Origin of the sequence: Bradyrhizobium tropiciagri (genome assembly GCF_001189845.1) — a bacterium.
GTDB classification, from domain to species: domain Bacteria; phylum Pseudomonadota; class Alphaproteobacteria; order Rhizobiales; family Xanthobacteraceae; genus Bradyrhizobium; species Bradyrhizobium tropiciagri.
In genome coordinates this window covers 18,341-31,598 of sequence record NZ_LFLZ01000042.1, presented here as the reverse complement: position 1 = coordinate 31,598, position 13,258 = coordinate 18,341, and the positions used below count along the sequence as shown (strand labels likewise).

At 65.2% G+C, this 13,258-nt stretch carries 12 protein-coding genes and 1 pseudogene; 7 read left to right on the top strand and 6 right to left on the bottom strand.

Annotation, left to right across the window (positions count from 1 at the left end; translation table 11 throughout):
* Nucleotides 1-5 precede the first annotated feature (5 nt).
* A complete protein-coding gene (locus AKN84_RS28100) occupies nucleotides 6-827 on the bottom strand; it encodes a sulfite exporter TauE/SafE family protein (RefSeq protein WP_050423793.1) in 822 nt (273 codons plus the stop codon).
* On the bottom strand, nucleotides 808-2,361 hold the full coding sequence (locus tag AKN84_RS28095; RefSeq protein ID WP_128971229.1) for an amidase: 1,554 nt from the start codon (nucleotides 2,359-2,361) through the stop codon (nucleotides 808-810). Before AKN84_RS28095 ends, AKN84_RS28100 begins: the two co-directional genes overlap by 20 nt.
* Before the next feature lie 648 nt (nucleotides 2,362-3,009).
* Between AKN84_RS28095 and hisC the strand changes: the two genes are divergently transcribed.
* Together hisC and AKN84_RS28080 are read left to right on the top strand one after the other, a co-directional pair.
* Nucleotides 3,010-4,062 carry a histidinol-phosphate transaminase gene (hisC, locus tag AKN84_RS28085; RefSeq protein ID WP_050423791.1) on the top strand — a complete coding sequence of 351 codons (1,053 nt, stop codon included), beginning with the start codon at nucleotides 3,010-3,012 and terminating at the stop codon, nucleotides 4,060-4,062.
* 66 nt (nucleotides 4,063-4,128) lie between these two features.
* Nucleotides 4,129-4,320 carry a hypothetical protein gene (locus AKN84_RS28080; protein ID WP_050423827.1) on the top strand — a complete coding sequence of 64 codons (192 nt, stop codon included), beginning with the start codon at nucleotides 4,129-4,131 and terminating at the stop codon, nucleotides 4,318-4,320.
* A gap of 17 nt (nucleotides 4,321-4,337) precedes the next feature.
* On the opposite strand, the gene AKN84_RS28075 is transcribed toward AKN84_RS28080, so the two are convergent.
* From AKN84_RS28075 to AKN84_RS28065, 3 genes are all read right to left on the bottom strand, one after another.
* Nucleotides 4,338-4,631: a putative quinol monooxygenase gene (locus tag AKN84_RS28075; protein ID WP_050423790.1), complete on the bottom strand. Its 294-nt coding sequence runs from the start codon at nucleotides 4,629-4,631 to the stop codon at nucleotides 4,338-4,340.
* Nucleotides 4,632-4,653: 22 nt separating this feature from the next.
* Nucleotides 4,654-6,027, bottom strand: coding sequence for an epoxide hydrolase family protein (locus tag AKN84_RS28070; protein WP_050423826.1), 1,374 nt, complete (start codon nucleotides 6,025-6,027; stop codon nucleotides 4,654-4,656).
* Between the two features lie 107 nt (nucleotides 6,028-6,134).
* Complete coding sequence (locus tag AKN84_RS28065) at nucleotides 6,135-6,740, bottom strand: VOC family protein (RefSeq protein WP_050423789.1); 606 nt, start codon at nucleotides 6,738-6,740, stop codon at nucleotides 6,135-6,137.
* Between the two features lie 113 nt (nucleotides 6,741-6,853).
* Here AKN84_RS28065 and AKN84_RS28060 point away from each other — a divergent pair, with 113 nt between their 5' ends.
* The 4 genes and pseudogenes from AKN84_RS28060 (at nucleotide 6,854) to mdlC (ending at nucleotide 10,794) form a co-directional block, all read left to right on the top strand.
* Nucleotides 6,854-7,360, top strand: coding sequence for a winged helix-turn-helix transcriptional regulator (locus AKN84_RS28060; protein WP_050423788.1), 507 nt, complete (start codon nucleotides 6,854-6,856; stop codon nucleotides 7,358-7,360).
* 112 nt (nucleotides 7,361-7,472) lie between these two features.
* A complete protein-coding gene (locus AKN84_RS28055; RefSeq protein ID WP_050423787.1) occupies nucleotides 7,473-7,856 on the top strand; it encodes a tautomerase family protein in 384 nt (127 codons plus the stop codon).
* A gap of 129 nt (nucleotides 7,857-7,985) precedes the next feature.
* Nucleotides 7,986-8,870 carry a BJP family subclass B3 metallo-beta-lactamase gene (gene blaBJP / locus AKN84_RS28050; RefSeq protein WP_050423786.1) on the top strand — a complete coding sequence of 295 codons (885 nt, stop codon included), beginning with the start codon at nucleotides 7,986-7,988 and terminating at the stop codon, nucleotides 8,868-8,870.
* Between the two features lie 296 nt (nucleotides 8,871-9,166).
* Nucleotides 9,167-10,794 (top strand): annotated as a pseudogene (gene mdlC, locus AKN84_RS28045) (benzoylformate decarboxylase).
* 208 nt (nucleotides 10,795-11,002) lie between these two features.
* On the opposite strand, the gene AKN84_RS28040 reads toward mdlC, so the two are convergent.
* A complete protein-coding gene (locus AKN84_RS28040; RefSeq protein ID WP_050423785.1) occupies nucleotides 11,003-12,550 on the bottom strand; it encodes a 4-hydroxyphenylacetate 3-hydroxylase family protein in 1,548 nt (515 codons plus the stop codon).
* A 93-nt stretch (nucleotides 12,551-12,643) separates the two neighbouring features.
* Here AKN84_RS28040 and AKN84_RS28035 point away from each other — a divergent pair, with 93 nt between their 5' ends.
* Entirely contained in the window at nucleotides 12,644-13,258 is a 615-nt protein-coding gene (locus AKN84_RS28035; protein WP_244485532.1) for a TetR/AcrR family transcriptional regulator, read from the top strand.

The window sequence follows — 13,258 nt, the reverse complement described above, 5'->3', positions numbered from 1 at the left end:
CCTGATCAGAGCGTCGCGACGAAGCGCAAGCTGATCAGGATCAGATACAGCGACAACGCGATCTCCATCTGGCGCTTCGGCATTTGATGCGCGAGGGCGACACCGTAGCGCACGGTCACCAGACTGAGCGGTGTCAGCAGCGCAAATCCGATCACCGACACGAAGCCGAGCGACAACGGCGGCAGGTCCGGATGATTCCAGCCTGCGACGACATATCCGAGCGTGCTCGGAATCGAGACGAACAGTCCGACGCCCGATGCCGTCGCAATCGCCGCATGGATCGGGAAGCGGTAGAGCGACAGCACGACGTTGGCGACAAGCCCGCCGCCGATGCCCATCAGCGCGGCGGACGAGCCGATGCCGAGGCCATAGCCCGTCATTGCGGCGAAGCCGGGCAAGCCGTCGCCCAGCCGCCACGTATCCTTGCCGGCGAGCAGCCTGATCGCAAGGAACAGGCAGACGACGATGAAGACGCTCTTGAATACGACAGGTTTCGCCACCGAAGCGGCAGCGATGCCGATCAGCGCGCCGACGACGATCGGGAGCGCCCATGTCTTCAGCACGCCGATATCCACCGCGCCCTTCCGGTAGTGACCGAGGAACGATGAGATCGACGTCGGCACGATCACGGCGAGCGAGGTCCCGACACACAGCGGCATGATGACATCATCGGGAACGCCATAGAGCAGGAAGACCTCGTAAAGCACGGGCACGATGACCGTACCGCCGCCAACTCCGAACAGTCCCGCCAAAATTCCGGTGCAGGCACCGGCCGCGGCGAGCGCTGCCGCAAGCCACGCCGTATGACTAAGCGCAAATGCACCCATCGGTCTGCTCCTCGGTCGTGGCAATCGCGTCGATGGGCCGGATCGAACACCACGGCGCCGCCTGTTCGTAGGCGCGCGCCAGGCGGAGACAGGCCAGATCGCCGTGACAGGGTGCCAGGATCTGCAGTCCCATCGGCAGGCCTTCCGGCGAAAATCCGGCCGGCACATTGACCACGGGACAGCCTGCGAGCGTGGCGTAGATGACGACTTCCATCCAGCGGGAGTAGCTATCCATCGCGCGTCCGCCGATCTCCCTCGGCCACGTCAACCTCGCATCGAACGGAAAACACTGCGCCGTCGGCAGCACCAGGAAGTCGTATGACTTGAACATTTGCGCGATCTTCCGGCACCAATCGGCGCGTCGTCCGGACGCCTCGAACACATCGAGAGCCGAGAGGCGCATCGCCTGCTCGACCTCCCAGCACGCCTCGTCCTTCATCAGGGCGCGCTTGGCCGGATCGGCGTAGCGGCCGGCGAGCGGCCCACCCGTGAGCCAGGCCCGCAGCACGACCCAGTCGCGCCAGAGCTCGTCGAGCGGGTAGTCGATCTGCGCCGCATCGACCTCGCAGCCGATCTCGGCGAACGCCCGCAGGGCCCGCAGACAAAGCTCGATCACGCCGGGTTCGAAAGGCAGGTATCCGCCGAGATCGCCGAGCCAGCCGATACGCGCCCCGCGCCAGTCAAACGCCAGGCGTTCGCGAAACCAGGCGGAGGTCTGCTCCGCCGCCGGCCGGGCCCACACCGCATCGTCGGCCTGCACGGCAAACAGCATCGCAAGATCTTCCGCCGAGCGCCCGATCGGTCCGACAGTGCCGAACGACGGCAGATGCGGATCGCGTCCCTCGTGAGGCATCAAGCCCTGCGAAGGCCGCAACGAGAACAGGTTGTTGTAGGCGGCCGGGTTGCGGATCGAGCCGGCGTTGTCGCTGCCGTCCGCGACCGGCAACATGCGTGTGGCGACCGCGACGGCAGCGCCGCCGCTGCTGCCCCCCGAAGTGCGCGTGCGGTCATAGGCATTCAGCGTGGTGCCGAACACCGGGTTGTAGGTCTGCGATCCCAGCCCGAACTCGGCGGTGTTGGTCTTGCCGACCAGGATCGCGCCGGACTGCTTCATCCGCTGTACAAACAGCGCGTCACGCGACGGGACCGAGTTCGTGTGCAGCGGCGAACCCAGCGTCGTCCGCAATCCCCTGGTCGACGCCAGATCCTTGATCGCCTGCGGGATGCCGTGCAACCAGCCCTCACGGACGCCGCGCGCCAGCAGGACATCCTTTTCGCGTGCGTCCGCCAGGATCGCGTCGCGATCGCGCAGCGAGACGAGCGCGTTATGGCCGGGATTGATCAGCTCGATGCGGTCGAGATAGAGCGTTGCTATCTCGACGACGGAGATTTCGTGCGAGGCGATCAGGTCCGACAACGCGCAGACGCCGAGCTCGATGACCCCGCGCTGCTGAGCGGATGCGAAGTCGTGGCCGCGCACGGCCGGTTTCAATTTCGCGGCTGGACGTACCAGGTTCAGGTGGTCGCTGGACATCCTACGCCCCAACCTTCCCGCGCGGGTCGGGTAACAAATTGCGGGTGCGCTTCGGCCGCGGGCGGGCGGTCGGGGGCAACATCCTCCGCCACATTTGCGTGATGATCGCCCGAAAGGCATCGCTGCGCGCGTGCTGCGCGGCGGACCAGATATCGCTGAAGCAAACGTCGGAATCTGCCGGGCTCTCGTCCTTGCGCATGACCGGAACACCTTTGGACAGAAAAATGGTCTGCAAAAATCACACGAGCGCGAACGCCGGCGGGCACACCGGTTCGACGCAAGTCAGTTCGACACATTCCACAGATCGGAGATCGAGGCCCCGGGATCGCAGTCAGGAATTGGCTTTTCGTGAGCTAAAAATTCACATTCCAAAAGCTACGCATTCCAAAAGCTACGCAGCAACAAATCCGCGACCGGCACAGCAGCGACGGCGTGTGGACGTCCGCGCAGCCTATCACATAATCCAGGAAGCGCTGCAGGTTTTATGAACCACGCCACACGCAGCAAACAATGCGGACACGTCCTTCGCGTCAACTTGAAACTGGAAATCACAATTGCTCAATAGTGCATCTTGCTTAGGCAAATGCGGGCTTTCGCCAAGTCCAGCCATCCCCTAATGTGATGCATCCCCCTTTTGAGTCACAGATCATGAGTCGCTTCTGGAGTTCGGTCGTCCACAATCTGTCGCCATATGTGCCCGGCGAGCAGCCCAAGATCGACGGCCTCATCAAGCTCAATACCAACGAGAATCCCTACCCGCCGTCGCCGCGCGCGCTGGCCGCGATCGCGGCGACCGCTGATCGCCTGCGGCTCTATCCGGATCCGCGCGCAACCGCCCTGCGCGAGGCGATCGCGACGCGCTACGGCGTCACATCAGACGAGGTGTTCGTCGGCAACGGCTCGGACGAGGTGCTGGCCCACAGCTTCCCGGCGCTGCTGAAGCACGATGCGCCGCTGCTGTTCCCCGACATCACCTACAGCTTCTATCCGGTCTATTGCCGCCTCTATGGCGCGCGATACGAACAGGTGCCGCTCGACGCCGCGATGCGGATTGATCTCGCCGACTACCGGCGCCCGGGCAGCGCCATCCTGCTGTGCAATCCGAACGCGCCGACCGGCATCGCGCTGCCGCGCGCCGCGATCGAGGCGCTGGTCACCGCGCATCCCGACCGTCTCGTGGTGGTCGACGAGGCCTATGTCGACTTCGGCGCCGAGAGCGCGGTGCCGCTGGTCGCCCATCACGACAATCTTCTGGTGATCCAGACGCTGTCCAAGTCGCGCGCGCTGGCGGGATTGCGGGTCGGCTTCGCCATCGGCCAGCGCCCGCTGATCGAGGCGCTGGAGCGCGTCAAGGACAGCTTCAACTCCTATCCGCTGGACTGCTTTGCGATCGCAGGTGCGGTCGCCGCGATCGAGGACGACGGATGGTTTGACGAGACCCGGCAACGCATCATCAGCAGTCGCGAGGCGCTGGTCCGCGGCCTCACCGCGCTCGGCTTCGAGGTGCTGCCGTCGCTTGCGAACTTCGTGTTCGCGCGCCATGGCGGCCATCGCGGCGCGGATCTCGCCGCGAAGCTGCGCGAACGCGGCGTCCTGGTGCGGCATTTCCAGAAGCCGCGGATCGAGGATTTCCTGCGCATCACGGTCGGAACGGACGATGAATGCGGCCGCCTGATCGAGCTGCTGCGTCAGATGGTCTGAGCCCGTTTCGGCCGTCGCTGGAACCGAATGACGGCCTGCGCGTTCCCCGCCCTGACGGAGGACGCCATGCTTAGAGACGAACAGGTCGCGGTTCTCTGCGACATCGCCCAATCCATCGCCTTTGCCGACGACGTGCAGGGCGAGGTCGACCGGCTCATCAAGGAGGGATACGTCGCCAAGGACGGCGATCTCTACGAGCTGACGCCCAAGGCCGAGAAGGTTTTGTCCGAGCGCGGCGCCAGCCTCAACCGGGCGTGACGCCGCTCGCAACGACACTAGACGGCGGGCGTGCACCGCGTCGCGGTGATCTTGATGCCGAGCCCGGCGCTCTCCTCGCGGAACTGCGCGATCGATCGTGCATTGCGATGCGCCTCGAACGCCGCGTCATCCTGATAGACCTCGTAGATCAAGAGCTTCGACGCGTCCTCGCGCGGCACCAGGATGTCGAAGTGCAGCGTGCCCGGCTCATCCCTGAGCGAGCGCGCGCCGTGCGCCGATAGCAGCGACAAGACCTGGTCCCGCCTCTCCGGCGCGACCTCGACAGTGGCGATGAGTGCAAGTTTCGGCATGACGGATGTTCCTCCTCTATTCTCAGATCAGCTTGCGGAGCGGCCGAAACGCGTCCCGCACTTCCCTGCTGAAGATGTCGGGCTGCTCCCACGCCGCGAAATGCCCGCCGGCCTCGGCCTGATGGAAGTAGATCAGCTTGTGATAAGCCTTTTCCGCCCAGCTCCGCGGCGCCACAAAACTCTCACCGGGAAACGCGGTAACGGCGGCCGGGATCGTGACGTTGGCGGGCAGATAAAGGTTGGTCTTGTTTTCCCAGTACAGACGGCCCGAGGAGATCGCGCTGTTGGTGAGCCAGTACAGCGTGATGTTGTCGAGCACGTCGTCGCGGGTCAGCGCGCCCGCGGAATGGCCGTTGACGGCATGTCCGAGCACGGCTGATTGCATCGCGGAAGCCGGCTGCGCGTAGCCGTCGCCGTGATCGAGCAGCCAGGCTGCGAGGCCGGCCGGCGAATCCGCGAACGCCGCAAGGGACTGCGGGCGGGTGCCCATGATCTGCGCATAGGCACGCCGCTTGGCGAATTGGAGCTTGATCTGCTCGAAGGCGTGCTGCTCCTCCGCCGACAGATTGTCCGGCGCGGGACCGCCGGTGGAGACCGCCTTGAAGACCTCGGGCGGAACGACGCCGGGCAGATTGACGTGGATGCCGAGCAGTTCCGGCGCACCGAGCTTGGCCATCTCATTGGAGACCGGCGCCCCCCAGTCGCCGCCCTGCGCCACGAACTTGCTGTAGCCGAGCCGCTTCATCAACTGGACCCAGGCGCGCGCGATGCGCTGCGGATCCCAGCCGACCGTGGTCGGCTTGCCGGAAAAGCCGTAGCCCGGCATCGACGGGATCACGAGGTGGAACGCGTCCGCCACGCTGCCGCCATGCGCGGTGGGATTGGTCAGGGGATCGATGATCTTCATCTGCTCGATCACCGAACCCGGCCAGCCATGCGTGACGATCAGCGGCAGTGCGTTGTCGTGCTTCGAGCGAACGTGAATGAAGTGAATGTCGAGCCCGTCGATTTCGGTGATGAACTGCGGCAGGGCGTTGAGCCGCGCCTCGACCTTGCGCCAGTCGTAATCGGTTTGCCAATAGCGGACGAGATCGCGCAGCATCGCCTGCGGAACGCCCTGCGAGTCGTCGTTGACGGTCTCCTTGTCGGACCACCGGGTTGCCGCCAGACGGCGGCGGAGGTCGACCAGATCTTCCTCGGGAATGTTGATGTGGAACGGGCGGATCGCATCATCGGCGGCCGCCGCAACGGGGCGCGCGGGAAACAGGCTGGCGGCACCGGCAGCGGCCAGGCCCAGCGCCGCGCCGGTGAGCAGCCTGCGTCTGTCCTGGTCGATGGCTTCCTGATTCAATTCGGTTACGGCAATTCCAACTGATGTCTTAGATGCCTTGGTCATTGCACTGTCGCCCTGGAATGAGAGGCCGCCGGCAAAGCCGCGCACACCTCGGTTGTCGTCAGAGTGGATCGGCCGCGACGCGGCCAGTTGCACGCGTTGCAGTTCGACTATTCCGGCAGCGGCTTGCCGGCCTGCTCGCGAACGATGTACTCGGCGTACCAGTCCGGCCAGTTCGCATCGTGCCCGCCGGTCCGCTTCTCGTGCTCGCCATGGGCTGCCGCCGCCCGGCGGAGCGCGGCGGCGAGATCCGCAGATGAATTGAAGTTCGTGCTGTTGCCGTCGACGCGGCCCGGTAGCCGCTGCGTGACCTGCTGCAGCAGCCAGACATTGCCGTCGGGATCGTTGAAGGTGGCAAGCGAGCCGTAACTCGGGCGTTCCGGGTCCGGCCCCTTGATGCGGCCTTCGGCGCCGCGATGAAACAACTCGCTGACATCGGCGCCACGCGCGATCAGCTCGGCGCGCGCCGCCTCGATGTCGTTGACGATCAGGAAGCGCGGCAGCCCGGCTCCCGAGCCGAGATGGATCGAGGTCGGCGAACCCGGCGGCGTAAGCTGCACGGCGCGCGAGCCGTCGGGCCTGACGAAGTCGGCATCAAGCCGCCAGCCGAGGTCCTGGTAAAAGCGCTTAGCGCGATCGACGTCAGCGACGGGAATAACGACGACCTCGAGCTTCAAATCGACTTTGGCCGCTGCCGGCGCCGGTTCGGTGGACATGGCTCACTCCTTGGTGATGAAAGACCGGGCCAAATGCGGCCCATTGCATTTGGAACGATGCCGGGCCATATTGCTATGAAATTCATAGTAACAAGCCCGATGAAGAAATCGTGATGGCGAAAATCAAGGACAACAAGACTGACCAAACGCTGTGTCCGGTCGCCCGCGCCGAAACCGTCGTCGGCGACCGCTGGACTGTACTGGTTTTGCGCGAACTATTCGCGCGCAGTCATCGCTTCGAGGAAATCCAGGCGCAGACCGGCGGCACGCCGCAGATGATCACCGCACGGCTGAAAAAGCTGGAAGCGGACGGCCTGGTGACGCGGCGCATCTACAACAAGCACCCGCTGCGCCACGAGTATCACCTCACCGAGAAGGGCGAAGCGTTCTTTCCTGTTCTGATGGCGCTGCGCGCCTGGGGCGAGGCCTGGTGCAAATCACCAAAGGAGGGGCGGGCGATGACCTACACGCACGTCGTCTGCGGCAAGCCCGCCGGGCTCGGCCCGGTCTGCGAGTCCTGCGGTGAGCCGGTGCGTCGCGCCGACATGGTCGGGGAGCGACTGCCCAAATACCAGAAAGAGCGCGATGCGCGATGGGAAGCCTTCAAGGCAACCCGCTGAATTTTCCGACGCCGCCGGCGCAGGCGGACGACGCGAAAGCTCTCGCACCGTCGCAGCGTCTCGATCACACGGGGCCGATCCGGCCGAGCCCCCCACAACACAGGAGACCACCATGCCATTCGTTCGTATCGACCTGAAGCGCGGCAAGTCCGCCGAATATCGCAAGACCCTGGGCGAGATCGTCTACAAGGCGATGCGCGAGACCATCAACGTGCCGGAGAATGACAAGTTTCAGGTCATCACCGAGCATGACCGCGGCGACCTGAACTACGCCGAAAACTATCTCGGCAACAGCTACAGCGACGATCTCGTCTTCATCCAGATCACCATGAATGCCGGGCGCACGGTCGAGATGAAGAAGGCGTTCTACAAGCGGATCGTTGACGACTATCAGAGCCAGTTGCAGGGACGGCCCGACGATGTCGTCATCAACCTGGTCGAGGTCGTCAAGGAGAACTGGTCGTTCGGCAACGGCATCGCGCAATACGCCAGCTGATTGCGGCACAGGCATGCGCCGGACGGCGGGTCGCCCTGACCGGCGGCTTACCGTCCGCAGCTTGCGGCCGGCGTTGCCAGCACGCATAGTGCGGCCCGTGCACGAACAATAACAGGCAGGGAGGCAACCATGAGGACGATCGCAGCCGCGCTGTGTGCGCTCGCGCTGATCGCAACCGGTGCGCAGGCACAGACGCTGAAGGACTTCATGGCCACGGTCATGAAGAAATGGACCGCGCCGTTCGAACCGTACCAGCTGATCGACAACATCTACTATGTCGGCACCGACGGGATCGCGGTCTACATCATCAAGACCTCGCAAGGGCTAATCCTGATCGACACAGCGATGCAGCAGTCGACCGGCATGATCAAGGACAACATCGCCAAGCTCGGGTTCAAGGAAGGCGACATCAAGATCATCCTCAACACCCACGCCCATCTCGATCACACCGGCGGCTTTGCCGAGATCAAGCAGGAGACCGGCGCGCAAATGATCGCCGGCGAGCGCGACAAGCCCCTGCTCGAGGGCGGCTACTATCCGGGCGACGAGAGCAACGCCGATCTGGCCTTTACGCCGGTCAAGGTCGACCGCACCGTCAAGGAGGGCGACAAGGTGACGCTCGGCGACGTGACGCTGACTGCGCACACGACACCCGGCCATTCGCCCGGCTGCACCAGCTGGGAGATGACGGTGAAGGACGGCAATCAGCAGCGCAACGTGCTGTTCTTCTGCAGCGGAACGGTCGCGCTGAACCGGCTGGTCGGCCGTCCGACCTATCCCGGCATCGTCGACGATTACCGTTCGACCTTCGCCAAGGTCAAGGCGATGAAGGTCGACGTGCTGCTCGGGCCGCATCCGGAGGTTTACGACATGCAGGCCAAGCGTGCCCAGATGAAGGACGGCGCGCCGAACCCGTTCGTCAAGCCGGGCGAAAACGCGACCTATGTGGCCGGGCTGGAGCAGGATTTCGACAAGCAGCTCGCCAAGCAGACCGCCGCGCTGAAGGCCAATTAGGGTACAGCCAAATCACATCCGTCATCCTGAGGAGCGCGCAGCGCGTCTCGAAGGATGAACGGCCCGGCTGGTGGCCACGGCCCCCTTCGAGGCTCGCTCCGCTCGCACCTCCAGCGACAACGGCGAAGCCGTTGCGCGGGGGTGACGTGGATCGCCCACTCAATTTCAGCCGTTGCCGCGGCAACCAAGGCGCCGCGGCTTGACATCGTCAGGCAATCCATCGACAGGTGGATTGCCTTTCCGCTTTTGCCGCGCGCAATGACGGAACCAAACAAGACAGAAATGGGAGCCGCCCGATGTCGTCGCGCAAACCCGCCGCCAGCAAAGGCAAGACCGTCACCGTCAAGGACGCCACGTTCGGTCTCTTGCGCGCGTGGGGCATCAAGAAGGTCTTCGGTAATCCCGGCTCCACCGAGCTGCCGTTCCTGAGCGACTGGCCCGACGACATCGATTACGTGCTCGGCCTGCAGGAGGCCTCCGTCGTCGGCATGGCCGACGGCTATGCGCTGGCGACGCGCAATGCCGGCTTCGTCAATCTGCATTCGGCGGCCGGCGTCGGCAACGCGCTCGGCAACATCTACAACGCCTACCGCAACCAGACCCCGATGGTGATCACCGCCGGCCAGCAGGCGCGCTCGATCATGCCGCTGCAGGCCTTCCTCTACGCCGAGCGCGCCTCCGAATTCCCGCGGCCTTACGTGAAATTCGCGGTCGAGCCGGCGCGCGCCGAGGACGTGCCGGCCGCGATCGCGCGCGCCTATTATGTCGCGATGCAGCCGCCCTGCGGGCCGACCTTCGTCTCGGTGCCGATCGACGACTGGGCGCACGCAACGCAGCCGCTCGAGGCGCGCCAGGTCAGCCGCGAAATCGGCCCCGATGCGGCCGCGATGCAGGCGCTGGTGGCCGCGCTCGGCGAGGCCAAGCGCCCTGCCCTCGTCGTCGGCCCCGCCGTCGATCGCGCGCAAGCCGTCGATCTCATGGTCAAGGTCGCCGAGAAGACCAAGGCCGCGGTGTGGGCGAGCCCGTTCTCGGCGCGCTGCTCGTTCCCCGAACGGCATCCGCAATTTGCCGGCTTCCTGCACGCCGCGCCGGGCCAGCTTTCCGACGCGCTGCGCGAGCACGACCTTGTCGTCGTCGTCGGCGCACCGGTGTTCACCTTCCATGTCGAGGGCCACGCCGCGATCTTCGACGGCGCGACTCCGATCTTCCAGATCACCGACGATCCCGACGCCGCCGCGATGACACCGACCGGCCACAGCATCGTCGCGACCATGAAGCCGGCGCTGACGACGCTGCTCGAGATGCTGCCCGAGACCAAACGCGCCGCACCCGCCGGCCGCATCCTGCCGCCGGCGCCTGCAGCCAGCGACCCGATCCCCGCCGAATACGCGCTGCACGCGCTCTCGGCCGCGATGGGTCCGCACGATGCACTGGTCGAGGAAGTGCCGTCGCATCGCCCGCTGATGCAGAAGGCGATGCCGATGCGCGGCCAGGACAGTTTCTACACCATGGCGAGTGGCGGCCTCGGCTACAGCCTGCCGGCCGCGGTCGGCATGGCGCTCGGCCGCAGCGAGGGCCGCACAGTCTGCCTGATCGGCGACGGCTCGGCGATGTATTCGATCCAGGCGCTATGGACCGCCGCACAGCGCAAGCTGCCGCTGACGGTCGTCGTGATGAACAATTCCGGCTACGGCGCGATGCGCTCGTTCAGCCAGGTGATGCAGGTGCGCAATGTGCCGGGCCTCGATTTGCCCGGCATCGATTTCGTCAAGCTCGCCGAAGGCATGGGCTGCGACGCGGTGCGAGCGACGAAATCGGCAGAGCTTCCCGGCGCGTACAAGCGTGCTTTGTCGTATCAGGCGCCAGCCTGATCGAGGTGATTGTCGATTCCGCGGTGCCGCTGCTCTACACGCAGAAGGGGTGAGCGGAGGTCTCGCCACGTCATTGCGAGCGAAGCGAAGCAATCCATCTCCCGGCAAGCGGAGATATGGATTGCTTCGTCGCTATCGCTCCTCGCAATGACGATTGGATACCTTCACAGTCCGTAGGATGGGTGGAGCGAAGCGATACCCATCATTGGCGCCGCAGATACAAATTGATGGGTTTCGCTTCGCTCTACCCATCCTACGAGACTACGACGAGAGTGCATGTTGCGGCTCTAGTGCCGCCGCCGACGGCGCCGGCACCTCGCAGCCGGTGGCGCAGCAGCGGCCGGGCTGCTTCGACACGCGCTGGCCCTCGTCGACCAGCCCGCGGCCGAGCAGATTTTCGACCAGCTCGGCCTTCTCCATGACCGGATAATTGCGCCAGATCTCGCGCTTCATCGCCTCCGGCGAGCCGCCGCCGTGCAGCGAGATCACCGAATACCAGCCGGCTTCGTGCGAGACCGTGAGGTCCTCGATCAGCCGCGCCACCTCGGCGCGCTGCTCGGCCGGAATATCCGGACGTCCGCCCATCACGGCGGCGAGCGAGGCGCGCGTCTCGGGATTGTGGTCCTCGTCGGGACCCGGCAGCGCCACGATCAAGCCGCCGGAGACGTAATGCGCGACGCGGTGCATGTCGTAGATCTTGGTCGCCAGCAGCAGCTTGCCGATGTTCGAGAACACCGCGTCCGGCATCACCGAGCCCGCTGGGTCCTTCGTGCAGTAAACCGACGACGCGACCCCGCATGCATAGAAGCTCTCGGTGATGGTGATCAGCTCGACCATCGCCTCGCGGATATGGGCGTGCTTCTCGGCATCGAGCCCGTTGGCCTCGATCATCAACGCGCCGGCGCCGATCAGGAGATCGCCGAAGCCGGCGCGCGCGCCGATGCAGGAGTGGCGGTGATGCGTGGCATAGGAGGTGGTGAGGAAGCCGCCCTCCTCGGTCTCACCGGCCAGGAAGACACGGTCGTGCGGCACGAACACATCGTCGAACATCACGACGCCGACCGACTGGCCGTACTTCGCCGAGAATTTTGCGCTGGCGTCGCCGGGCCGGCCGGCCGGGCGCGCAACGATGGTGACGCCGGGCGCATCGACCGGCACGGCGCAACAGACCGCAAAATCCTTGTCGTCGGGCACGTGGGTACGGCATGGCATGACCAGGAATTCGTGCATGTAGGGCGCGCCGGTCACGATCGCCTTGGTGCCGCGGATCACGATGCCGTCGGGGCGGCGCTCCCTGATATGAACGTAGACGTCCGGATTGGCCTGCAGGCCCGGCCGCTTGGAGCGGTCGCCCTTGGCGTCGGTCATCGCGACGCCGAGTGTCAGGTCCTGGTCCTGCACCTCGTGCAGATAATTGAGGAAGCGCTGGCTGTAATCGGTGCCGTGGCGATCGTCGGTCAGCCTAGTCGCCTGGTAGAGCCCGTTGAGCGCATCATGGGTGAGATAGCGCTGCGCGCAACCCGACGTCCGGCACACCAGCCGCACCGCTTCGAGCTTGTAGAGCAGATCCTGCGAGCTCTCATTGATGTGGAGCATGCGGTTGACGGTTTTGCCGGAGGTCGCCTGCCACGCCGTCATGATCGGCGCGTGCTCGGCGAGGTGCGCGAAATCGTAGGTCACGCCGACACCCGCCACGCCCGGCGCCAGCAGCGGCTCGTCCGCGACGCTCGCCACGGCCTCGCCGTTGACGAACACCCGCGGCTTGTAACGGCGCAGGGATTCCCGGTAGTCCGCGGCCGTCATCAGCATGGCGCTTCTCCCTTGCTCATTTATTTGAACATTGTTAAATTATCTAACGCTGTTAGAATTGAGTCAAGGACGGGTTCGGCCCCAAACATGCAGATGCGCGAGAGCAGGAAGGAAGCGGTCAGCCGCCACAAGCGCGAGCTGATCCTCGATGCGGCGCGCAGCGTGTTCGCCGAAGAAGGCCTCGAGGGCGCGAGCCTGCGGGCGATCGCGACGCGGGCCGGCTACACCCCGGCGGCGCTGTATTTCCATTTCGAGTCCAAGGAAGCGATCTATGCCGAGGTGCTGCGGCAATCGCTGGCCTCGCTCGGCGACGCCGTCAGTGCGGACGTCGCGACGACCCGAAGCGCCAGGCAGAGACTGCACGCCGCCGGCATGGCCTTCTTCCGCTATTACGCGGACCATCCGCGCGACCTCGATCTCGGCTTCTATCTGTTCCGCGGCGGGATGAAGCCGGCCGGGCTCGGCCACGACCGCGACCACGAGCTCAACGCCGCGCTGGAGGCGGCGCTGCATCCGATTGCGGAAGCGTCCGAGGCGCTCGGCGCGTCCAGGCAGAAGGCGAACACGGTCATGGTGGACTGCTTCGCGCACGCGACCGGCTTGCTGCTGTTGCTGCACACCGGCCGCATCCGAATGTTCGGCGCCTCCGCGCCTGATCTGATGGATGCCTATCTCCGCGACAAGATCGCGCAACTCGGCAAGGAGTGA